Origin of the sequence: Sandarakinorhabdus sp. (genome assembly GCF_040398645.1) — a bacterium.
Classification (GTDB): Bacteria; Pseudomonadota; Alphaproteobacteria; order Sphingomonadales; family Sphingomonadaceae; genus Sandarakinorhabdus.
Window position 1 is genome coordinate 34024 of sequence record NZ_JBBATR010000008.1, and the last position, 23642, is coordinate 57665.

A 23642-nucleotide genomic window follows, 5' to 3' on the forward strand; every position below is an offset into this window, starting at 1 on the left:
GCCATGGCCGAAAAATCCGAAACGGCGTTTCGCACCATTTCCGAAGCAGCCGATGATATCGGCTTGCCGGCGCATGTGCTGCGCTTTTGGGAAACGCGCTTTGCCCAGTTGCAGCCGATGAAGCGCGCCGGCGGGCGGCGCTACTATCGCCAGGCCGACATGGCATTGCTGCGCCAGATCAAGGCCTTGCTGCAAGATCAAGGGATGACGATTCGCGGCGCGCAAATGATCATTGCCAGCAAGGCCAGCACCCCTGACGCAACGCAGGCTGCCACGCTGGTGCCAATAGACCGCGGCGCGTTATTGGCCATCCGCAACCGGCTAGCTTGCGCCTTGGCAGCCTGATGCCGATGCGATGTCTTGCGTTGTTCAGTGCCAAGGGCGGGGTTGGCAAGACCGCGCTGGCGGTCAATCTTGCGCATGCTGCTGCCACTTTGTCGGGACGGCGCACGCTGCTCATCGATCTTGATCCGCAGGGCGCTGCCACTTGGCTGCTGCAAATCGAGCCGCGCGGCGGTGCCAAGGCCCGCAAACGGCTCGGCGGCGGCGGCCTTGATGATCTGATCCAGCCCACCGCCTATGACAATCTGGATGTGCTGCCGGCGGATCGCTCGCTGCGCCGGCTCGAAGCTGATCTGGCCGGGCAAGACAGCGAAAAATGGCTGCGCAAGGCGCTGAAACCGCTGGAAGACCGTTATGACCGCATCATCCTGGATTGCCCGCCGGGCCTCACCGAACTGGCTGATCAGATGTTTCGGGCCGCTGATCTGATCATGGTGCCGGTGATCCCGACGCCGCTGTCCACCCGCGCCTTTGCCCAATTGCAGGAGCATCTGGCGGCTGAAATGAAGGCCCCGCCGCCCCTGCTGCCGGTGTACAGCCTCGCCGATCGCCGCAAGACGCTGCACAAGACAGCGATGGCCGCGCAGCCGGATTGGCCGGTGATTCCCTATGCCAGCGCCATCGAAGCGATGGCCGCCAGCCGCCGCCCGTTGCTGGCCGGGCCAAGCACGCCGGCGGCCCGCGCCATTGCTGCCCTGTGGGCGGATGTGGAGCGGCAGCTCACCCGTTGAGCCGCCGCCACTCTTTAACTCACACCGTAAGCGACATGCCGCGATAGATGCGGCTGCGGTACCGGCTGTCTTCGGCATCGGGCAGCGGCGCGCCGGCCAGCAGCACGGCGCGGGCGAAGCGGCGCACTTCCTCGTCATGCTCGGCGGCGTTCTTGGGCTCTTCTGATCGCACCCGCCGGGTCAGGTTGATCTGGTTCACGGCCACTTCGTGGACAAGCCGTTCATTTTCCACGGCAATCGTCGCGGTGAAGGCATGCAGCGTCGTCTTGACGAAATTTGCCAGTGCAAAGGCCCCCTTGGCGCCGGCGCCCATCGGCACATCCGGCGACACCAACACCAACTGGCAATCATCGAACAGCGACACCTTGCGGGCGATGCGGAAGTGATGCGTCAGGTTGGTTTCGACCACATCAGCAAAGCCATCACCGTCCAGCGGCCGATCAGCATCGAACAATTGATCCGGCAGCGGTTTGAGCGGTGTGGAAACGATGGTGGTGGGGTGGCCCCAGCTGGCCAGCGCCGCATCCATCGTGGTTTCGATATCGCCGTCGATCACCAGTGTGTTCACGCGGTCGCTGCCGCTGCCGATGTGCGCCTTGATCGCTTCTCCGGCAGCAGCCGTTGCGGTGATCAGCACCACGCGGGCCACATCACAATCCAGGAAGCCCTGCGCCGCCGCGCCCAGATAATCGGCCAGGTGTTCGCCAACCAGCCACACGGTTTTGCCGCCCATCTGCACCAGGCGTTCGGCCTTGGGACTGCCGAACAATTCGCGTTCGGTGGCCGATCGTTCGACGTTGAGACCGCCCGACGGCATGAAGGTTTCGCCGGACACGGCGCGATCGGCCAAGAAAAACACCGTGGCCTGTGCCACTTCGGTTTCGGTCGGCATCTTGCCGAGATGCAGCTGCGACAGCACCCCGCCGCGCACCTTGGCGGCTTCGCGCCCGATCTGCGCAACCGGCAACCACGGCAGATCATCGGGCGGCACCCGCACCAGCCAATCGGCTTCATCACGCGTCTGCCAATCGGTGCCGATCAGCCAGCCGCCCAGCCGCAGCCGCTTCAGCAGCTTGGCAGCCAGCACCGGGGTGAGGATGAACCGGTCCCAGCAGCAGCTTTCATCGCCTTCGCGGGCGCAGGCCAGCGCGAGATCGCGCAGCGGCTGCGGATTGGATTTGTCGTGGCTCAATTGCACCGAATCGTTGCGGGCCAGCCGCGCCAGGATTTGCGCCACCGATCCACCAGCGCGCACAGCCTTGATCACAGCAGCATGCACGGCATTCAAGCGCTTGTTTTCAAGGATCAGCCGTCCGCGCCGTTCGAACAAGCCGGGCTTGCCGCCCAATCCCGCCAGCCGGTCACCATCCACCGGGCCAGGCGCAATCGCATTGATCTGGATCTGCGGGCCCAAGTGGCGGGCCATCGATTCGACCATGGCGCGCTGCCCGGATTTGGACACGGCATAATCACTGCGGTTGGGGTAAGACACCGCCAGATACTTCTCGCCGCCAAAATAGCTCGATACGTTCAGGATATAACCTGAACCCTGCTGGCGCATCATCGGCACCACCATGTGCATCAAGGCGTAATTGGAGATGAGATTGGCAAATTGCGTGCCGCGGAATGCATCCACGCTCATATCGACAGCCATTTCCTCGGCCCCCGACACGCCCGCGTTGTTGATCAGATAATCGATGCGGCCAAAGGACCGCACGGTTTCATCTACGGCATGTTGCAGCGATGCCATGTTGGCAACATCGATGCCAGCCAGCGTGCGCACCCGGCGCTCCACGCCGGCGAAGCCGATATCCTGCAATTCGCCAACAATGCGTTCGCGCGCTGCATCCAGTTCGGAGGCGCGGCGGGCGACGATCATCACCTTGGCCCCGGCCAATGCCAGCAGCCGGGCCAGCGCCCCGCCGATGCCGGCCGAACCGCCGGTGATCAGCGCGACCTTGCCCAAATGGAGCCCCGTGATGTTTTCAGCCGTGCCGATCAGCGCACGGCGGGCGCCAGTGGCTTTGGCAATGCTGGCGGGCAAATAAAGATTGATCGGTTCGACCTTGCGTTCGCCAAGCAGCAACCTTGCGGCGTGGCCGGCGGCAAATGACAAATTCTCGGCTTCGCTGTTGATGTGGCGCACGATCTGGTTGCCCCACACTGTGCGCGAGGACTTGCCCTGCGCATGGGCCACCCCGGCCTCATCGCGCCAGACCCGCAGCAGTTCTTCGATGGCCGCGCGGCCAACATCGGCCCAGATATTCCCCGCCCCATCATCGCCATTGCCGATGAACAGCACGCGCGGATCACTGGCAAGATCGCAGCGCTGCTGCCAATAGCGATCCAGCGTGCGCGCCACCGCAATGGCGCCTTCCAGTTCATCATCGACAAAACGTTCGACAGCCGCGTCGCTAGCCTGCGCCAATGGACCGGTGAAATAGCCGTTGCTGCGCGTGGGCAGCACCACCACGCCGGCGATGGCGCCGCTGGCAGCGGTAAACGCGTCAAGGGCCGCATCCATTTCGCTGTGATCATGGCGCGGAAACTGCACTGCGGTCACGCCGTCTGGAAGGCGGTCAGCAGCATCATCCAGCGCAGCCTGAGCATGAAAACCAATGAGCACGCGCGCGCCCTGCGCGGCAAAGATGCCGGCCATGGCCAGCGCATCGTCCAGTTGGTTGCCAGCGCTGATCAAGATGCCTTGGCCATCACCGTCCACCGAGCGCATGTCCGGCCGATGCAGAAATTCGCTGCGCGATTCTAGCGGAACCGCCATGCCGTGCGTCACTTCAAAATCATGCGCCGCAAACGCCGCTGATTCGTCGCTGCCCAGAAACACGCAGGCATTGGCAATATCCGCCGGCGTCGGAAAGGTCTTGGCCTTGGGTTCGCCATCGACGCTGCGTTCCAGTGCCATCAAATCAAAGAAGTGATTGGCCGTGCTGCCGTCCGCATCGCCTTTCAACTTGTCCATGGCGGCAAACACCGTGCGGATGCGTTCGGACGCGATCGGGCCGGGATACAACTGGTTGACTCGGATGCCGTGCGCACCAAGCTCGCGCGCCAGGCCCTTGGAGAGAAGATTCAGCGCCGCCTTGGGCACCGTATAGGCCGCGCGGCCGAAATAATCGGTGCGCGAAAAAATCGTCGAGACGTTGATGATGCTACCGCCCTGCCCCATCGACGGCGCCGCGGCGCGCACCATGTTCCACGCCACCACCATGATATTGCGGGCCGCATCGCCCACGGTTTCGCTGTCCGGGGTGCCATCAAGCTCCTCGCGCAGCAGCGGCAGATCGCCCAGCACCTGCTTTGGCCCCGCCGATCCGGCATTGTTGACCAGCACATCGATACGGCCATGGCGGGCAACGACCTCGGCGATGCCGGCGCGCACCGATTCGATATCGGCGCCGTCCATGGTGACGATGCTGGCCTGGCCTTCTGGCACGCCGCTATCGGCAAGCGCCGCTGCCATCGCCGCGCTGGTGCGCGACGCATCCCGGCCGGACATCACCACCGTTGCGCCTTCGGCCAGATAGCGGCGCACGATGCTGCCGCCCAGATTGCCGGCAGCACCGGTGATCAGCGCCACCTTGCCTGCCAGCCGGCCGGGACGATCGCCTTGCGCGGCGGCATCGACATGCATTGATTTGGCCACTGTGTTCATTCCCCCTGCCCTTCGGCTTGACCTGATGTCCCCAAAGACGCCCACGCCTCGTAGAGCTCATCCTTGCCGCGCAGGCCCATCGCCGGCAGCGCGTGATTGACGATATAGGTCGCGCCGGTGTGACGATTGTCCCACATCGATTGGTGCGCTTCGGGCAGGCCCTCCCATGGCACCACTGTCGGCTCGGTCACGTCCAGGATGCTGGCTGCGATCATGTCGTTCATGCGCGTCACTTCATAAGCGTTGCAGAGGTGAGTGCCGCGAATTTCGGCCATCGGCATGACGATGCGGCGCTGGCGCGTCCACACCTGCGGCGCGTAGAAATTGTAGCGCTGGCCGGCCATGTCCTCGCAATAGACCACGCGGCCAGTGAAGGGCTTAACCAGCGCCGTGGTCACGCCCAGCGTGTCCTGCCCGGCGCGTTCCAGCACGATATCAGGATTGCCGCGCGGATTGTCCGGCGAACGCAGCAGCTTGCCCACGGCGTTGCCAAAGGGCTTCAGCGTCTTGTCCTGGAACAGCCGCACCGCTTCGCGGAAGGTTTCGATATTGTCGCGGGCCACCGGGAGGCGCGGCATGGTGTCGGGCCAATCGAAATTGGCGCCCTCCCGCCGCTTGATGCCTTCCAGGCTCACCACCCCGGCCACGGCATCTTCAAAGCCCAGCGACAGGATGAATTCACGCTGGCCATCAGTGCTGGTGACCACGACGATGCGGCAACCCAGCGCACGGGTGGCCTCGATCATTTCCAGGCCGGTGGCATCGGCCAGCGCCGTGGTGCCCGGTCCATAGAAAATCAGCACCGCTTCGCCGCCGCGCGCGCCGGCCCTCGCCAGCATGGTGACCGGATCGCAGCCGCCTCGCTTACCCATGAAGCTGAGGTGATAGCCCGACGATGCACCATAAAAGGCCAGGACACCGCCATCGCCAAGCAACTGGAACGAGCGTGCAAAGGCGGTTTCGCCAGCATGGCTGACGGCATAATCTGCCAGCTTGCCGCCGTTGATCGCCTTGTATTCGGCGACCAGCGCCCCGCCGGCCTGCTCCCATGCCGCCCAATCGGCTTTGCTGCCATCAGGCACGGCGGTGAACAGGCTGGCAAAGCGCGCATCGGTGCGGTCCAGCGCGCCAACAGCGCCCTTGGATTTCACAAAGGCGGCGCGCGCCGGGCTTGAGACCAGTCCGGTTACCAGCAGGCCACTCGCTCTGGCCGATTTCAGCGCATCAAGGCCGGTGCCGGTCGCCGATCCTTCGATAAAGATTGTCTTGCCGCCAATGATTTCCAGCGTGGTGAACAGGCAGCGCCAGATCGTACCGAGATTGAGAATATAGCTTCCGGCCTGTTCCAGCGTCAGATCGCCAGGCACACCGTGCAGTTGCGGCGCCTGCACGGTCAGGAACTGGGCATGGCTGCCCGATTTGGTTTCATAGCCCTGGATGGAGAAATCCGCATACATCGGATCGCGCCCGGCAGCCGGCGACAGCAGATCGGATGTACCGGAATAGACCGCCACCAGATCGCCAACCTTCAAACGGCCCTGGCCGCGCACTTCGCTGCCCAGCGCTGCCACCAGCGCGAGGCCGCCAGAACCCGTCAACTGCACATCTTCTTCATGATTGTCGAACGGCGACACCGGAATGCCCGTCAGCGCCCAGATATCATTGAAGTTCACTTCCGACGTGAGCAGATAGACCAGTGCCTCGTTGGGCTCCGGTTGCGGCGTGGCGACGATGAGCGGCTTTTCGTGGCTGGCGGGCGGGCCGAACTGCGGCGCGCCGGTATCGGGATCGCGGGCGATTCCAAAGCCATATTGGTGGCCGGGGATCGGCGTGATGCCCGGGAAAAACGGCGCGCCAACCGGAAGCAGATCGCCAACGGCCTCCAGATGCGCTGCGCGGGCAGCAAATTCCGCCGCGATGTGCACGCCATTGCGCCGCACCGGCAGCGGCGGCGCCTTCTTGTCCATGAACAGGCGGATGCCGGTCTTGCCGCCATCGGGATCGACCACGGCCTGCGCGAACTCCTCAGCTTCGCGGGCCAGGCCGGCGGCCATACCCTGATGCCAACCAGTGCGAATGGCCGCGATGGCGCGGCTGCCGGCCTTACCGCGGCCGGCCCATTCCAGTTGCCGCAAGATGCGCTGCACAAACGGATCGGCCAGCGCGTCATCCAGATCGACATGGCCGGGATGCTGCCAAGCTGAATTGGCGGCTTTGCGCCGTTCCGCCCATGCCCGGCCGAGATGGCTGTGATCGCCCAGCCGCACGAAATCGCGCACGGCGGCGTGGGCCAGGCTGAGCGCATCGCTGACCCCGTCGGCCACGGCATCGATGGCGCCCATGGTCAACGCTGCAGCCGCATCGACACTGCGCCCACCCAAAATCAGATCGAGCGCATCCAGCAAGCCTTCGTGGCCGCGGCGGTCGCTGAGCAAGCGCGGCAGGCGCTGGGTGCCGCCATAGCCGGGCAGCAAGCGCAGGCGGATTTCCGGCTGGCCAAAGCGGGCGTGCGCCTCGGCAACGCGGTAATGGCAGGCCAGCGCAAATTCCATGCCGCCGCCCAGTGCCACGCCCTGGATGGCCGCGATGCACGGCTTGCCCATCTGCTCGATCTTGCCGAACGCCAGTTGGGCGTTGGCCGGCAGCACGCGGGCTTCCTCGACGGTGTGGATTTCATCGAGGAACTGGCGAATATCGGCCCCGGCCACAAAGCTGGCGGTGCCATCCCCGGTGAACACTACGGCCGCGACATCATCGCGGCGCGACAGGTGCTCAACCACGATCACCAGCTCATCAATGGCGCGTTCGTTCAGCGCGTTGACCGGCGGATTGGTGATGAACACCGTGGCAACCCTCTTGCCCGGCGCCACGAAGTTGTATTGAATGCGGAAGTAACGGTAACGATCGAAGATATCTTGATCGGCTGACAGGCGCTGCTTGCGTTCCCAGGCGGCAACCACTCGGCGCAACTCGTCAAGGCTTTCCGGATTTTTCAGCGTGGTGACATCGCCCAGCGGCGCGCCTTCAACGAGCGCGCGCACCATACGGCGCATATATTTGCCGCTACGGGTTTCGGGAAACTGCGACACGATCAGGAAATCGCCGGGCACCGCCACGGCGCCCTTTTCGCTGCGGACCAGATCGGACAAGCGGCGTTCATCATCGCGGGTGATGATCTGGCCAGGCGCTGGCGTGATGAATGCCAGCGGTGTCAGGCCCTTTTCACGGTGCGGCGCGCCCACCACCAGCACATTGCCAACTGGGCTGTCAGGATTGAGCGCCTTGTCCCGCAGGATGGCGCCTTCGATCTCCTCGGTGCCCATGCGGTGGCCGGACACGTTGATCACATCATCCGATCGGCCGTGCAGCGAAAAGCCGCCATCATCGCCAGCAACGGCAAAATCGCCCTGGGTATAGGCCCACACACCCTGCCAGCGGCCCCAGTAACCATCGCGCCAGCGGCCGGCATCACCGGCCCAGCCGCCAACCACCTTGCCGTCTTCCACCTCGAAATTATCGGCATCGCCCCACACGGTGCGCGCCAGATAGGGATAGGGCGCCGCGATGATGATCTCACCCTTTTCACCGCGGCCGGCCCTGCGCCAGGTCACGCCGTCGCTGCCATCCCGGGTCAGCAGCACAGATGCATTGCGGTCGCCTTCAGCGTCCTCTACCCACACATCTCCAACGATCCATGGCAGCGGGAAGGTGCGGGCATCGGCGGCCAGCGGAAAATCGCCATTGCCATAGAAATGCGTCCAGGCGATGCCACCATGTTCGGTGGCCCAATAGCTGTTGATATATTGCGGTGCGATATGCTCCATCCCGAAAGCTTGTACCGGCGGCGAACAAGGCTCGGCGCAGAAGGTGGCCACGCGCAATTTCGAAAGATCATAGGCCTTGATATCGATCAAATTCTGCGGATCGGTCATCACCGCTTTCAGGAAGGTCACGCCAGCCTTGAAGATGGTGACGCCGTAGCGTTCGATCATCGCCGCAAACCGCCCCGCGTGCGGGAACACCGGCGATCCTTCGGCGAGCACCGTCGTCACGCGGCTGAGCAGCGCCGCGGCAATCATGTAGCTTTGGCCGGTGATCCAGCCGGGATCGGCCACCACGAAAATCGTGTCGCCCGGCCGCGCATCAAACGCCACCTTCATGGTTTCCATGATGCCGCCGGCATAGCCGCCATGCACATGCACAACGCCCTTGGGCTTGCCAGTAGAACCTGAGGTGTAGATGAAAAACAGCGGAAATTCCGCGTCAACCGGCACCGGCGTTGATGAGGCCCAGATCGCGGCCACAAACGCCTGATCATCCAGCGCGTGTAGCGCCGCTTCGTCAGCCAAGCCAGCAGCTGACAACATCTCGGCCAGTGCAGCATTGGTCAGATCATGGCCCCACACGTCGCGGTCCCGCCAGACGATATCGGGCACCGGCACATGGCTGGCGACGATCACAGCTTCGACACGCGGCGGCGTCGCCACCAGGGCTTCTGCAATGGCAATACGGATGCGCGCCGATCCTGCCGCATCCACCAGGCCCGCCTTGCCCAGTTCAGCCAGCGCCCGGCCCAGCCCGCGCATCACATCGCCGCGTTCAACCGTGACTTCGCCCTTCAGCGCCGTGGTGACAATGCCGGCCATGGCGCCGCGCGTCTCGGCAGGCAATCCCAGATCATCGCCGTCAAGCCGCTCGCGCAGCAGCCGCAGCGCGACTGTCACCGGCACATAATTGTCCAGCGCCGGATCGGTATAGGCGGTCTTGAAGGGCACCACCTGGGCGTTGCGGTAGCCGCCATCAGCAGTGATGACGATACGCGCGCCGGCATCGTGGATACGATCGGACAATGTCTTGTCTGAAAAACCGCCAAACACCGGGGTGTAAATCACCCCGATGCGCTTGGCCGCCTCGGTCCAATAAAGCTGCGCCGGAATGTTCGGCATGTTCAGCGCGATCCGGTCTCCGGCCTTGAGGCCGAGGCGCTGCAGGGCGATGGCGCACTTGGCGGTTTCCAGCAGCAATTGCCGGCGCGAAATGGTCACGCAATCAACCGGGGCGCCGCGGCCATTGTCGGCTGCCAGATCCCAGCGATCACCTTCGAAGATCAAGGCGGCTTCGGCACCGTGGCCAGCCAGCACATGACGATCAAGCTCGTTGAAGGCAGCATTGGTGCGGCCGCCTTCGAACCAACGGAAATTGGGCGCATCGTCGGCATTGAAGGCCCGGTCCCACGGTGCGAAATCCGCTGCCAGATCGGCCGTGACCGGCGCTGCCGTAGCCGCGTCCCAGCCTGTCCATAGGCCGGCATCATTGCAGCTGAGCCACGCCGGGCGGCCGCCAACATCGATCAACCAATGCAGGTTGCGCGCGGCAATGTCGCCATGAAACGCGCCAGGATCGGCCAACGTCGCAGCCCGCATCGCATTCCAATCGGCGCGGGTTCGCACCGGATTGTGATGCGGCGCCGGCACGGGCGGACGGAACGGGGCGGCGGGATCATGCATGGTGCGTCTGCCTTTGGCCGGCCGCCGGACGACGGCCAGAATTTGACCAGATATCATCGCCAAGCGGACAGGAAACTTTGATATGAGCGGCGATTAGGGAAAGATTATGTCTGCGCCAAGTGCCGAAGTGAAATTAATGGAAACTGCGACACATTGTCCAATCGCGTCGTGCCGGGCGCCCACCTGGCCGGCCGCCCTGCAACCCGGGGCATCAAAAAGCATTGCGCGGCAGCAGCACGGCACCAACCGTGCGGAGTAGGATATAAAGATCCAGACCGAGCGACCAGTTTTCAATATAGTGCAGGTCATGCTCGAAACGCTTCACGAGCTTTTCTTCGGTGTCGGTCTCGCCGCGCCAGCCGCACACCTGCGCCCATCCAGTAATGCCGGGCTTCACCTTGTGGCGGGCGGCGTAGCTTTGCACCACTTCCGAAAACAGCCTGCCGCCAGCCCGCGTTGATGGGGCATGCGGGCGCGGGCCGACCAGAGACATGTCCCCCATCATCACGTTGAACAATTGCGGCAGTTCATCAAGGCTGGTGCGGCGAATGAAGCGCCCGACCCGCGTCACCCGCGGATCTTCACGCCCTGCCTGGGTGATATTGTTATATTCCAGTCGGTTATGATGCATCGATCGAAATTTGAAGCAATTGAAGGTCTTGTTGTTGAAGCCTTCGCGTGGCTGCCGAAACAGGATCGGGCCGGACGAGTCGAGCCGCACCGCCACGGCAACGGCCAGCAGCACCGGCCAAATCAGCAGCAGGATGATGCAGCACAACACCTTGTCCTCGATATCCTTCGACACCGCCGACAGCCCGGAAATCGGCCGTTCGAACAAGGTCATCACAGGCACATCCCCCAGGATGACCACGGGCCGGCGCGAGAAGGTGAAACTTACCAGATCCGGCGCCAGCCGCACCTTGACGGGCGTGAGCGCAAGACGGCTGACCACATCCTGCAAACGACGTTCGGCAGCCCACGGCAGCGCGACGACAACCTGATCGATCAATCCCTCGCGGATCATGCCGATCAGCGTCGAAAGATTGCCAAGCAACGGCACATCGGCGATCGCGGCCGGCAAGCGTTCGGCCTTGCGATCATCGAACACACCCACCAACGTGATCGTCAACCGGTCGTGCGCTTTAACATATTCGGCAAAGCGCACACCTTGCGGACCGGCCCCAAAAATTGCCACACGCTCGTTGAAGGTACCGCTGTTCTTCAGCCGCCGCACCCACATCGTCGAAAAGGCCCGGGTGACGACCAGAGCACCGCCGCCGCTGGCAAACCAGCTGATTGCCCAGGCTCGCGACACGACATCCGATGTCTTGAGCAGGTAGCCCATGGTGATCAGGAACAAAGCCGTCATCGCCCACGCCATCACCACCCGGCGCCAGCCCAGCCGCAACGAAAATTGCGCTTCGATGTCATAGGCGCCAACACTTTCCGCCATGACTGCCAATGCCAAGGCAGCAATCAAGGTAACGCGCGTATAAAGCACCAGATTGGCATCGGCATCAAAGCCGCCATAGGCCAACAGCACGAGGCCGACGACGCCGACCACCAGAAACTCCCACAAGCGGACAAGAAAAATGGCAATCCCAAGCGGAAAGCCCGGGCCGCGGTCTACCGCCGCATGCGGCTGTGCTGTTTTGGCCGGTGGCACAGTGAGAAGCGGCTGCTGCGAATTCATTACAGCGCTCCGATTACCGGCAAAGCGGACGCGATGTTTTTGCGGTTGAGCGCAAACGCCATGGCGCAACGTCCGTAACTTGTTATAGAGGGAGCCAAGAGGGAATTGCGATTATGGAAACGCCGTACGACTGGCTGACTGTCATGACATTCGCAGGGTTGATCGTGCTGTTCCTGCAACGGAGCCAGGGCAAGCCTCGCGACCATCTCTGGCAATATCTTGTAGCCGCAGTCGGCTGCGCCATCACCAACTTCGTTGGCAACGAAGCCATGAAATCTGGCGAAACCATCATGCATGTCGGCGCAATCGCCTTGTTCATCGGCACAGCAGCTTTTATCTGGCGGGTTCTCGAACCGTTCAAATCCAACTGAATTTACCGCGCAGGCGGCTGCCCTCGGCGGCGCGCGCAGGCCAGTCATTGCCGTCATGAGACGGCGGCTGCCAACGGCCGCCCCAGCAGAGCCGGCAGATCGCGCTTGCTGGCGCCCTTGATCAATTCCCGCGCAAATTCACAAAGCTGTTCACGCACCTGCGGGCTAGATTCCAGCGGGGACGACATCCGCACCAATATGCCATCGGCAATATAGCCATCAAGCTGCTGCCGCAATTTCACAAGGCGTTGCTCGCTGCCGCTGGTTGGCAAATCGTCACCGATTCGCGTCCAGTAGATGATGGTTTCAACCTGCCGTTCATTGCGCGCAACCAATTGGCGCGCCGGCACCATTACACCGGGCGCCAACGCGATATCGGCCCGCTCGGTGACTGAAATTGCGTAACCCACAGCTGTATAACAGACTTCTGGCCGGTGCAATTGCAGCGAATCGCTCTGCACTTCGCCATAGGCAATCACTAGCACCACGGGCGGCCGCGTATCGGAAAAATAGGTTCGGGCCAATTGCTGGCCGTAAAGCTTGGCAGCCAGCCCGTTCTCGTCGCGCGGCAGCACGATGCCCGCACTTGGCGCATAACGCCATGCGCCAATCTGCTTGGGCACGGCTGTTTCCAGGTCATGGCCAGGCAGCAGCAACGTCAACCGTCCGCGCGGCGTCATGGCAAATGCTCCGCCGGCCCCGGCCAGCAGGGCGCCGCCCATAATCACATCGCGGCGGCTTGGCGAGGTCATGCGGCCGCGCTCTTGCGCTCTAGCATCTGGCGCAACGGCGTCATCAGCCAATCTAGCAGAAACACGAACAGCAAGGCGGACACAAAGGTCACCATGCCCGCAAAATTGTGCAGATAGCCCTGCGCCATGGCATTGCCGAGATAATAGGTGATCAGCACCAGCACAGCAACGCGCACGCAATTGGCCGCGATTGCGATCGGTATCACCATCGCCAGCAGCAACAGCGAATACACCGGATTGGCACCGCGGATCAGGTACACATAAAACAGACCGATAGCCGATAGGCTGACGAGCGAATTCAGCCCGGCACAGGCATCTTCCATCAGCAACTGGTAGGACGCGATATACAGCGTGACACCCAGCCGGCCGACCGGATATCCGAATTCGGCCAACGTGCCGGTCACCAGTTCCGACACCAGCACCTTAAGTGGCAGCGTGACCGTATCCAACAGCCAACCCGGGATCGGCACCACAAAGCCAAGATACAGAATCGGAAACCACAGCAGGCGCACAGCAGCCATGCCCCAATATTGCTGCATCACGGCCACCCCGGCCAGCAGCAACGCAGCCGCTTCGATGCTGATGAAATCAAAGGCTCGCCCAGCAATATACAGCGGCAGCGCAGCCGCCAGAAGCATGGCTGTCACCACCGGTGAGCCTGGCGACCGCAGCGCGGCGATATCGGCCCAGCGCCGCACGATCAACCAGATGCCAGTCACCAGCACGATCACCCCGTGCACCCCGGACTCCTGCTGCCACGGCCCTTGCCCCAGGCTGCCAATCGTCGGGGACGCCAGCGCAATCAAGCCAATCGCCAGCGGCCAATGATCAATCAGAAAGGCACGCAAGTCTGGGTTGGCCGGCTTGGCTGTCGTGGCTGCTGCCGAAGGCTGGCCGGTTTCAGAATTCATTGAGCACAGCCCCTACAACAGCGCAGCGCGCCGCCGCAAGTTGATCGGTCAGCGTATTGATATCCTTATAAAAACTATGATTTGTGCGGCCAACGATCAAGGAATAACCTGCCGCAGCGCCGATGTTCAGCGCATCGGCGCTGGTGTTGGCGGCCGGCGTGTCGAACAGCACCAGATCATATTCGCGCAGCAGCGTGTTGACACCATCACGGAAACGGTTGCCCGACAGCAATTCCTGCGGGCGGCTGGTTGGCGGGCCAGAGGTGATCACTGCCAGACCGGGCAGAACATTGGCGTTCACCACGCGTTCCGGGCGCGCCACTTGCAAGGACAGGAAATTCGACAAGCCGGGCGCATTGGGATCCAGCCCGAAAATCTGATCCTGTCGCGGGCCGCGCATGTTGGCATCGACCAGCAGGATCTTGTACCCAACTTGCGACATGGCAACGGCAAGATTGGCCGCGACCCAAGAACAACCATGACCATCGGCCGCAGCCACCACCGCCAGGCCGCGCCGACCATTCTTGATATGCTGCGCGATCACCTGGGTGCGCAGCATGCGCATGGATTCGGCGCGCAGTGATGCCGGATCCGAAACCACCACCAGCTCATCGGAAACCGGCCGCCGCGAAACATTCTGCAACGCCATGCTGGTGATCAGCTGTTCACGGGCCCGATCAAGATCTTCGGTAGTGACGTAGCCAAGTTCCAGCGCCGCCTGATCGAAATCAAGCGCACGCTCGCTGGCGTGGCCAGCAACACGGGCGGCTTGATCTTCGGTCAGGTAGCCCAACCGCACAAGCACATCGCGGATCGGCGCATCGTAGCGCGTGCTCGATGCCTGATTGCCGCCGGAGACTATGCTGGTCGCTGGCTCGGCCGCCGGGTTGGCTGACGTTACGCTGTCCAGATCATCCATGGGTTCACCACTCATTGTGCCGGCTGCCAACCGGGCGCATTGCGGCCGCGCCGATTGAGCAGCCGCTTGATCGCCAGCTGCCATTCCGGCCGCTGCCGATCGGCAATGACCGCAAACACCGGCACACGCGCTGCATAAGCGAGGTCTTCGCCGCCGCGCACCCGGCGATTGATCAGTTCAACAAGCATCGACATCACGACGCCCAGCGCCATGCCAGCGCCAAGCGCAAGGCCGAAGATCTGTGGCCATTTCGGGAATTCCGGCGTGGTCGAAACGGTCGCATCACCCAGCACGACCAGGCCGGCATCGGCGACATTCGATTCAAGCTGCAATTCGCTGGTGCGCTTGGCGGCCTGTTCATATTGCCCTCGGCGCAATTCCACTTCGCTGGTCAGCTGTGTTAGCCGGTCAAGCTTGTCCTTCATCGCAAACACCTTGCCGCGCTGCGCGGTATATTGGGATTCGAGCTGGGCGATGCCGCCGCTGGTCGCGCCCAGTTGCGCAGCGCCAGCAGCGCGTGCGCTTGTCTTTTCGCGGACCAACTGGCGCTCCAGCTCGATCCGGCGCGATACCAATGCCACATAAGTGGGGTGCTGGGTGCCGAGCCGCTCCGAAGCCTGGCCGATCTGGTCGGTCAAGCCGCTCAATTGCATCTTGAGCTGGTCGACGAGCGTGGACGCCGTCGCCTGGCGCATGGCTTCGAACTGCTGCAGGCCCTGGTTGCTGCGCGCTGCTGTCAACGCAGCTTGCAGGCTCGAAAGTTTGACAGTTTCCACCTCACCGGCGGCAGTCATCACGATCCCGTTTTCCTGTTCAAACTTGGTGCGAACGGCTTCGGCCGCCTCGACAGCGCGCAGCGCACGCCCGGCCTGTTCGCGGTACCATTCGGCCGTCCGCCCGGCAGCATCAGTGCGGAATTTCAGACTGTTTTCGATATAGGCATCGCGCAGGGCGTTGACGGTGCGGCGCGCCACTTCGGGATTGTTGGCCTCATATGTCAGCACCATGATATTGCTGTCGGGCACGATATTCACCGTCACGCTGGTAACCAGCCGATCTGCCAGCCAGCGGCGGAAATCGCCATAACCGCCGGTTTCGGATTGCCAGTTGGCTAGCAAATCTGCGTTGCTGGTCAGGCCAAGCCGATCGACGGCATCGCCGGCAATGCGATAATCCTTGATTAGCTCAAGCTGGGTGGTGATGAAAACGCGCAGGCCGTTGCCGCTGATTATCTGGCCGGTCACGGGATCGGGCTTGAAATTGTCCATCAACACACGCGCCGTCGCAGGATAGCGCGGCGGCAGAATCAGGCCGACTGCGCCTGCCACTGCAACCGACAGGAACACGGCAATCGCCAACACCCAGCGACGGGCAAACAGGATACGCAGCAGCTGAATGATGCTCATTGCTTTTCGCCAGCCCTTTTCTTCATTGTCCAATCGGCGCCCGACCACTGCACCGCGAGTGCGCTTGGCCAGCCCAAGCAATCAGAACAACCGTTCCTTGATGACGATTATATCGCCGTTCTGCACCTTCTGTGACGGATCAACGTCCATTTCCTTGCCATTGCCGCGGATCAATCCGGCCTTGTTGGCATTGCCGGCCTGGGTCACACCGCCAGCCAGCGCAATTGCCTGCCTGATGCTCATGTTCGGCAACATGGCTTTCATGCCGGCCGCACCCACTGCGCCATAGATGAAGAAGGTTTCCGCCGGCGGCACAAACAAGGTATCACCCGGCTGCAAAAGGGGATCGCTGTCCTTCTCGCCGCGCACCAGCTGTTCAACTTCGAGCGTGCGGACCGGCTGGCCGGGTCGGCGAAAATACACGAAACTTGCCGCGTCCACGCGCACCCAACCCGCCTTGAGCAAAACTTCCAGTGCATGATACGGACGATCAAGCGGATAGATGCCCGATGTGCCCACGTTTCCGGCCACATTCACGGTCCTCGACACATAGGCGCCGATTTCGACATTCACTAGCGGCGATTTCAAAAAGCCTCCGGAGACCAGCTTGTCGGTAATATTGCGCGCCAGCGTGACATTGGTTTCCCCGTCGGCCTTAACGATGCCGATCAATGGCATGACAATGGTACCATCCGATTTGACTCGCGTGGTCACGTTGAATTCACCCTGACCATAAACGATCACCTGGATCGTGTCATCAGGCCCGATCATATAGCCCTTGTAGGCTCCATCTTGCGCCTGAACGCCGGGAGCAGCCGCCAAAGACAGCGCAAACGCCAAACCTACCGATTTCAGGACGTTCATCAACTTCTACCCCTTCCAAACACGGCCGACAACGTCAGCCCTGCGCCAGTGGACGTGAAACTCAAAAATGTGGGCACGGATTTGCGCCGTGCATGATTGACTTCAAAATCAAATCGCAAGCGCTGACCGAGCCTGCCGCCAACCCTGGCAAAGTAGGTCTGCCTGTTGTCTGACTGCCGCGGTACTGGATCAAATTCCGAAACGACGCCGCCCAAAAAGCGATTTGAGCGGGACTGAGCACCAACTATCAAACTGTATCGGCCAACACGGGTTGCGGCTGAGATAGCGTAGGTGTTGGACACTGTTGTCAAAGCCCCAACAAAACCGTTGGAGTTGACATTGCGACCAGCTGTCAAGTCCAGCGTCAATCGGTTCGACAACTTCATATCGACGGTTGCATCAAAACCAAAGCCAGAAAAACCCGACCGATCCACAAATTGCGCGAGACTGTCCACCACGATGAACGGCGAATCATTTTCAGGCTTGCTGCTGATATACGATCCATACAGACCAAGCGTGATCCGCGGACCGATTTGGCGCTGCACACCCGCGCGCAGCGACCGCTGGGTCAGTGCATCATCAATCAAGCCGCCGGCCGTGACCACCTGGCGGCCGGGCAAATCCGTCTGGCTTATCGTACCATCAATCGAAAACCGGCCAAGAAAATTGCTGTTGAAGGCAAGACCGGCCGAATAGGTCAATGTGGCGAGATCAAGCGCCCGGCCGACGGTACCGACAGACTTGGAATCCACTCGGTTGACAGCGGCATTTAGCGAAATTGCACTGCCTAATCGGCATTGCCCTGTCAGGCCGATCGTGGTCGTGCGCTGCTGGAACGAACCAAACAGCGTCGCGTCGTTGCGCAGATTGAGGCTCTGGCGAAAGGACCCACCAGTTTGGCCGCTGCAGCGCGCCAGCTGGAAATCAGCGCCGCCCGACACATCGGCGCGATTGCGGCCGCGCAGGATGTTGTTGCCCCGGATTATGTCGCGGCCATAGCTGCCCGATAAGAACAGGCCGAGCCGCTCGCTTCCCAGCCCGTATTCCGCGCGCGCCTGCGGCGTGATGCGAACACCGTCGTCTGCTGGCTGTTGCCGGGTCAAATTGCCTTCGTACCTGCTGCCGACCGAGCCGGTTACCAGCAGACCGCGACCGGAAAATCCAGCCACGCCAGGCACATTGATGGATGAACGGACAGGGCCATCATCGGTATCGGTCGCGCCTTGCGAGCTCGTCTGGCGATATGGATTGATCTGTGCCGCCACAGGCGCCGATGTAGCCAGCACGAGCGCCCAAAAGGCAAACGGACCAACCGGCGGCCGCAATGTCGTTCTGGCACATGTTATTTGCGACATTGCAGCCCCTTCTCTCGCATTACATGTAAGCAACAAATTAGCAGCTGGGCCATTATAGCCCCTGCGATTGCGCGGTGCTACACGCCGGCAATGCAACGGGCAACCATCCTCACACAGCCGGCCTCGATTTTCAGGCGTTTTGTAGCAGCACGGCCCGTTTTGACGCTCGCATCGCACAAGAGTTCGTGGCAGAAGCTGCCATCCCAAGCAACGGCTGCGTTGCTTGGCCGTTAAGTCCATGCTGGGCATTAAAAACAGCCCAAGAAACCGTGTAAGCACGGGCAACTGCAGAGGTGCCAATGATCTGGAAGCGCAAAATTCGTAGCGGAACCAGCGACAGCGGCGCAAACGACGCCGGAGCAGATGTCGGTCTTTCGTCCGTCGAGCCGGACCCGGCTCGCATCGCGGGCATGCAGCCAACGCCGGTGCCAAATTTCGAAGCCGCAGCCAACAACGCCGCGCTGGACGAAACCGCGTCTGAAATCGTTGATCTGTCCGAGGGCAACCACGTGCTCTGGCGACGATCGGATGTGGCCGAGCCCGCCTCGATGTTGCCGCGCTTCATTGCCAGTGCGTCCGACGACGTTGAATCCGATACCAGCGATGCTCTGTCCCGCAGGCGGCTGGCGCTGCGAGATTCCCTGGGCGCTTCGCAGCCGGTGGTGTCCCGCGAAGCGTTTGCCGGCCGGCACGAGCAAATGGCGATGCTGATCAACGCCATAGAGGAACAGCGGGTCCACGTCGTGATCTACGGGGAGCGCGGCATCGGCAAGACCAGCCTTGTCCATGTGTTCACCCAAACCGCCCGTGAGGCACGTTATCACGTGATTTATGCTAGCTGCGGCACGGCAGCGAACTTCCCGGACATGTTCCGCAGCGTGCTGACCTATATTCCGCACATATATCATTCGTCGGTTCTGCCCAATTCGGCACTGGCCGAACAGGCAACCAACCTCGATTCGATGCTGCCGCCCGGTGAATTTGGCGCGCGTGAGCTGGCCGAGATCTTGTCCGGCGTGGTGGGAACCCGCGTTCTGGTGATCCTGGATGAATATGACCGCGTGGTTGATCCCAATTTCCGCCGCGAAGTTGCCGAACTGATCAAGAACCTGTCTGACCGCGCCGCGCGGGTGCAATTGGTCATTACGGGTGTCGCGCTCAACCTTGATGAATTGATCGGCTATGCGCCATCGATCCGCCGCAACATCACCGGCCTGCCGATGCGCCCAATGTCGGCAACCGAGGTGCGTGACCTGCTGCGCATGGGCGAACGCGCTGCCGATCTGCGCTTCAGCGAGGCTGCCCTGCAATTGATCTACGAAATGTCGGCGGGATCGCCTTATCTGGTGCGCTTGCTTGGCCACCAGGCCGGGCTGAACGCCATCAATGCCGACCGTGATGTAGTGAACGACGTCGATGCCCGCAACGCTATCGAGCGCGTGATCGACGATTGGCGGGCCAGCTTGCCGCGCCGCGTGCAAGCCAATCTGGCCCGCGAAGAAGCCGCCGCGCACTGGCCGCTGCTGGTGGCAGCGGCGCGCGCCGGCAATTCGGCCGATGGCTGGTTCACGGTTGACGACGTCTACACCGAACTGCGTGGTTCTACATCGCCGCTGACGATCGAGCGGGACTTGAAGCTGTTTGTCAACAATGACGATCTGCTGGAACGGCGCGAAGGGCCGGGCGATCCGCACTTCCGCTTCGGCTATCCCGGCGTGGCCGCGCTGTTGATGATCTCGTCGTCGATGGGCAGCAAAGACGTCCGCAACACATCATCACTATGATGTTGTGGCCGTCCGGCCTGTCCAGATATCCGGGATGATGACAGCAATGGTTCTGCCAACTGGCATGAATGCGCAAATGCCGTGGGTGACGATGTGGGGCCGGCTGGTCCAGCCTCGCAGGCGCTCCTGCATGGCACTGCCGGCGATGCGGGTGCGGCCATGACGTGCCCTCCAGATGCAGCAGGCCGAGCAGACGGCAATACCGCGTCTGACACAGGCGTTTTGACAGGCCCTGTCATAACCGTGGTGATCCCGCATCTGAACACGCCGGACAGCTTGTGCCGCTGCTTGGCCTCGGTGACCACCCAGGAACTTGCCGCCGGCGCTTTTGAAGTCATTGTCGTGGACAACGGCTCACGCGAACCGATCGATGCGCTGGTCGCGGCGCGGTTCCCGGGCGTGCGCGTGCTGGTTGATCGCACACCCGGCCCCGGCCCGGCGCGCAACACCGGCGCCCAGGCTGCCCGGGCTGATCTGCTGGCCTTCACCGATGCCGATTGCATCGCCCAGCCCGGTTGGTTGGCCAATGCCCATGCCGGCGCTGCTGCGGGCCAGATCGTTGGCGGCCGGGTTGCCGTGGATGTCGCCGATCCGCAGCGATTGACCGGTATCGAAGCCTTTGAATCAGTGCTTGGCTTTCGGCAGGCCTATTATATCGCCAGGAAGTATTTTTCGGTCACCGCCAATCTTGCGATGCCGCGCGAGATGCTGCGCGCGGTCGGCCCGTTTGGCGGCATCGCCATCGCCGAGGATGTCGATTGGGGCCAACGCGCACACGCCATGGGCAAAGTGCTGACCTACCAGCCGGCTATGCTGGTGCTACACCCGCCAAGAGCGGATTTTGCCTCACTGGCCCGCAAATTCGACCGGATGACCAATCATTTCTGGGAAGAGCATCACAGCAGCGGCCGGCCGCTGTGGCGGTGGTGGTTGCTGGTGGCGATCATGGTGGCATCGCCGGCGATCGATATGCGGCATATCCTGCTGTCTCCGCTGATTTCGGGCATGATGAATCGCTATCGTGGCCTGCGCGTGTTGTTTGCCATCCGGTGGTACCGCGCGCGTGCCATGCTGGCGGCTGCATCGGGCACAGCCCGGCCCACGGCATGGAACCGCTGATGGCATCGCAATTTCGCCCAGGCAGCACAAAACCAGCCGCGCGCACGACCATGGGTGTCGTGATCGTGAATTTCCGCGGCGCCGATGATACGATCGAGTGCCTGGAAAGCCTGCTGCGTTCCACCATTCGCCTGAAGGTGGTGGTGGTGGAAAATGGCTCGGGCGATGGCTCCGCTGATCGAATCCTGGCGTGGGCCAAGGGTGAATATAGCCCATCTGCTGGCTCGCCGGGCCTGGCGGCGCTGTCCACGCCGGCCATTCGCAAGCCGATGCCGGTCAATATCATCGCGCCGGCTGAAATTGGCACCGGCAGCATCGCTGCACTGACGCTGATCGTGTCCCCGGACAATCTGGGATTTGCGGGCGGCAACAACCTTGGCCTCAGGCATTTGCTGACCGATCCGGCCGTGCAGTATTTCTGGCTGCTCAACAACGATGCCGTGGTGATCCCGGATTGTGCCGAGGCGCTGGCGAACCGCATGCTGGCCATTCCGCGCGTGGGCATGTGCGGCACCGTCGTGCGCCAGTATTGGCAGCCAGATCGGTTGCAGGCTCTGGGCGGCTACAGCTTCAGCCCGATCACCGGCATGGGCCGCGCGCTCGGCGGCAATGAACTGATTTACACGCCCTACAATCCGCAGGATATCGCCGAAGCCACTGATTTCGTGCTGGGTGCCAGCCTGGCGGTAAGCCGTCCGTTCCTTGAACAGGTCGGCCTGATGGAGGAAACCTATTTCCTTTATTATGAGGAAATGGACTGGGCGATGCGCAATCGGCGCCTGGGGGACGAGCAAATGACCACCGGATTTGCGCACGGCGCCGTGGTTTATCACAAGGCCGGGGCGTCGATCGGTTCGCCCAATGCCACCCAAGCCCGCAGCGCCTTCAGTGACTATTGGATGGCCCGATCACGAATCCGCTTCACGGCGCGGTTTTTTCCACTGCTGCTGCCGCTGCACATCGCACTGACCTGGGCAATGGCTGCACGGCGGCTGATCCGCCGTCGGCCGGACAATGCCAAAGCGCTGATCCGGGCTTCGCTGGGACTGCGGATGCGGTAACGGCCGGGCCGCCGGACGCTCGCGGCGTCCACACTTGCCAGTGCAGCATTGACTGGCTTTGGCCGCAGAGGCAAGAGAGCGCGAAATCCGTCGTTTACTTGAGCGGCTATGAAACTGGAGTGTCGTCATGCTGTCAAAATCTGCTGGTTTCTTGATCACCGTCGCCGCCGCAGCCTTGCTGGTCGGCTGTTCCAAGGATGGTGACAAGCCCGATGGCCAGGTTGTTGCCTCGCTGGATGGCCGCGATATCACCATTCACGAGGTGAATCAGGAAATCTCCTCGCTGGGCCAGCAGGCACAATCGGCGCCGCGCAAGTTGATCGAAGCGGTTGGCCTTGCGCGTGTGATCGAACGCAAGATGCTTGCGAGCGAAGCGCAAACCCGCAAGCTCGATCAATCGCCGCAATATGTGCTCGCCAAGACCCGCAATGATGAAAATCTGCTGGTGCAGGCGCTGCAAGCCGAAGTTTCGAGCAAGGTCGGCGTGACGCCGCGCGAACAGGCACAGAAATATGTCGAGCAGAATCCGGTGATCTTCGGGGACCGCCGCATCATGACCCTCGATCAAATCCAGTTCCTTCAGCCGCCGAACTTCGCTGCGTTGCCGATGCAAACGGCCAAGACCATGCAGGAAGTGGAAACTGTGCTGATCAATGCCAATATCGAATATCGCCGCGCGCCGCAGCAGCTGGATACACTGATGCTCGATCCGCGCCTGAGCAGCGAAGTCATCCGTATGGCGCGCGGCCCGAACGGTGAGCCGTTCATGTTCACCGATCAACCGGCCGGCGCGCCGTCGCCGATCGTTTATGTCAACGTGGTCAGCCAGATGAAGCAGGAACCGTTCACCGGTGAACGCGCCATTGCCTATGCCCAGCAGCTGATGCAGCGCCAAGAAATCACTCGCCGCCTGCAGGCCGAACTGACCAAGCTGCGCGAAACCGCCAAAGGCAAGATCGTGTATGGCAAGGGCTTTGATTCGCCCGAAAAGGTCGCGGCCCTGCTCGACAAGCAGGCGGCAGCAGCGGCAAAACAAAAGGCCGCTGATGATACCCGCGGCAAGGCGAAGCCGGGCGGTGCTGCAGCGCCCGCCAAAGCCGCAGCTCCGGCTGGCTGATTGGTTGGCGGCGGGCATCAGCCGCCGATCCTGTGACGCC

Annotated in this window: 16 protein-coding genes; 7 read left to right on the forward strand and 9 right to left on the reverse strand. The window is 62.1% G+C overall.

Annotation, left to right across the window (positions count from 1 at the left end):
* Positions 1-3 precede the first annotated feature (3 nt).
* Positions 4-345: a MerR family transcriptional regulator gene (locus tag ABWP50_RS03400; protein WP_353216581.1), complete on the forward strand. Its 342-nt coding sequence runs from the start codon at positions 4-6 to the stop codon at positions 343-345.
* On the forward strand, positions 345-1073 hold the full coding sequence (locus ABWP50_RS03405) for a ParA family protein (protein WP_353216582.1): 729 nt from the start codon (positions 345-347) through the stop codon (positions 1071-1073). The genes ABWP50_RS03400 and ABWP50_RS03405 overlap by 1 nt, the downstream gene beginning before the upstream one ends.
* Before the next feature lie 19 nt (positions 1074-1092).
* On the opposite strand, the gene ABWP50_RS03410 is transcribed toward ABWP50_RS03405, so the two are convergent.
* The 3 genes from ABWP50_RS03410 to ABWP50_RS03420 form a co-directional block, all read right to left on the reverse strand.
* Positions 1093-4743 carry an SDR family NAD(P)-dependent oxidoreductase gene (locus ABWP50_RS03410; protein ID WP_353216583.1) on the reverse strand — a complete coding sequence of 1217 codons (3651 nt, stop codon included), beginning with the start codon at positions 4741-4743 and terminating at the stop codon, positions 1093-1095.
* Positions 4740-10250, reverse strand: a complete 5511-nt coding sequence (locus ABWP50_RS03415) for an AMP-binding protein (protein WP_353216584.1) — start codon at positions 10248-10250, stop codon at positions 4740-4742. Before ABWP50_RS03415 ends, ABWP50_RS03410 begins: the two co-directional genes overlap by 4 nt.
* A 211-nt stretch (positions 10251-10461) precedes the next feature.
* Positions 10462-11829: an undecaprenyl-phosphate glucose phosphotransferase gene (locus ABWP50_RS03420; RefSeq protein WP_353216585.1), complete on the reverse strand. Its 1368-nt coding sequence runs from the start codon at positions 11827-11829 to the stop codon at positions 10462-10464.
* A 227-nt stretch (positions 11830-12056) separates the two neighbouring features.
* Between ABWP50_RS03420 and ABWP50_RS03425 the strand changes: the two genes are divergently transcribed.
* Positions 12057-12314 carry an XrtV sorting system accessory protein gene (locus ABWP50_RS03425; RefSeq protein ID WP_353216586.1) on the forward strand — a complete coding sequence of 86 codons (258 nt, stop codon included), beginning with the start codon at positions 12057-12059 and terminating at the stop codon, positions 12312-12314.
* 53 nt (positions 12315-12367) lie between these two features.
* Here the strand turns inward: ABWP50_RS03425 and epsI are convergent, their stop codons facing one another.
* From epsI to ABWP50_RS03455, 6 genes are all read right to left on the reverse strand, one after another.
* On the reverse strand, positions 12368-13066 hold the full coding sequence (gene epsI, locus ABWP50_RS03430) for an exosortase-associated protein EpsI, V-type (protein ID WP_353216587.1): 699 nt from the start codon (positions 13064-13066) through the stop codon (positions 12368-12370).
* Positions 13063-13977 carry an exosortase V gene (gene xrtV / locus ABWP50_RS03435; protein WP_353216588.1) on the reverse strand — a complete coding sequence of 305 codons (915 nt, stop codon included), beginning with the start codon at positions 13975-13977 and terminating at the stop codon, positions 13063-13065. The genes epsI and xrtV overlap by 4 nt, the downstream gene beginning before the upstream one ends.
* On the reverse strand, positions 13967-14911 hold the full coding sequence (locus ABWP50_RS03440; RefSeq protein ID WP_353216589.1) for a P-loop NTPase: 945 nt from the start codon (positions 14909-14911) through the stop codon (positions 13967-13969). Before ABWP50_RS03440 ends, xrtV begins: the two co-directional genes overlap by 11 nt.
* On the reverse strand, positions 14908-16302 hold the full coding sequence (locus ABWP50_RS03445) for a Wzz/FepE/Etk N-terminal domain-containing protein (RefSeq protein ID WP_353216590.1): 1395 nt from the start codon (positions 16300-16302) through the stop codon (positions 14908-14910). The genes ABWP50_RS03440 and ABWP50_RS03445 overlap by 4 nt, the downstream gene beginning before the upstream one ends.
* A gap of 81 nt (positions 16303-16383) precedes the next feature.
* Positions 16384-17166 (reverse strand): polysaccharide biosynthesis/export family protein, encoded by a 783-nt coding sequence (locus ABWP50_RS03450; RefSeq protein ID WP_353216591.1) that lies wholly within the window; start codon positions 17164-17166, stop codon positions 16384-16386.
* Positions 17166-18431, reverse strand: a complete 1266-nt coding sequence (locus tag ABWP50_RS03455; protein WP_353216592.1) for a hypothetical protein — start codon at positions 18429-18431, stop codon at positions 17166-17168. Before ABWP50_RS03455 ends, ABWP50_RS03450 begins: the two co-directional genes overlap by 1 nt.
* 500 nt (positions 18432-18931) lie before the next feature.
* On the opposite strand from ABWP50_RS03455, the gene ABWP50_RS03460 reads away from it, so the two are divergent.
* The 4 genes from ABWP50_RS03460 (at position 18932) to ABWP50_RS03475 (ending at position 23602) form a co-directional block, all read left to right on the forward strand.
* Complete coding sequence (locus tag ABWP50_RS03460; protein ID WP_353216593.1) at positions 18932-20305, forward strand: AAA family ATPase; 1374 nt, start codon at positions 18932-18934, stop codon at positions 20303-20305.
* Between the two features lie 159 nt (positions 20306-20464).
* On the forward strand, positions 20465-21424 hold the full coding sequence (locus tag ABWP50_RS03465; protein WP_353216594.1) for a glycosyltransferase family 2 protein: 960 nt from the start codon (positions 20465-20467) through the stop codon (positions 21422-21424).
* Positions 21424-22485, forward strand: a complete 1062-nt coding sequence (locus ABWP50_RS03470) for a glycosyltransferase family 2 protein (protein WP_353216595.1) — start codon at positions 21424-21426, stop codon at positions 22483-22485. Before ABWP50_RS03465 ends, ABWP50_RS03470 begins: the two co-directional genes overlap by 1 nt.
* A gap of 127 nt (positions 22486-22612) precedes the next feature.
* Positions 22613-23602 (forward strand): hypothetical protein, encoded by a 990-nt coding sequence (locus tag ABWP50_RS03475; protein ID WP_353216596.1) that lies wholly within the window; start codon positions 22613-22615, stop codon positions 23600-23602.
* Positions 23603-23642: the final 40 nt, after the last annotated feature.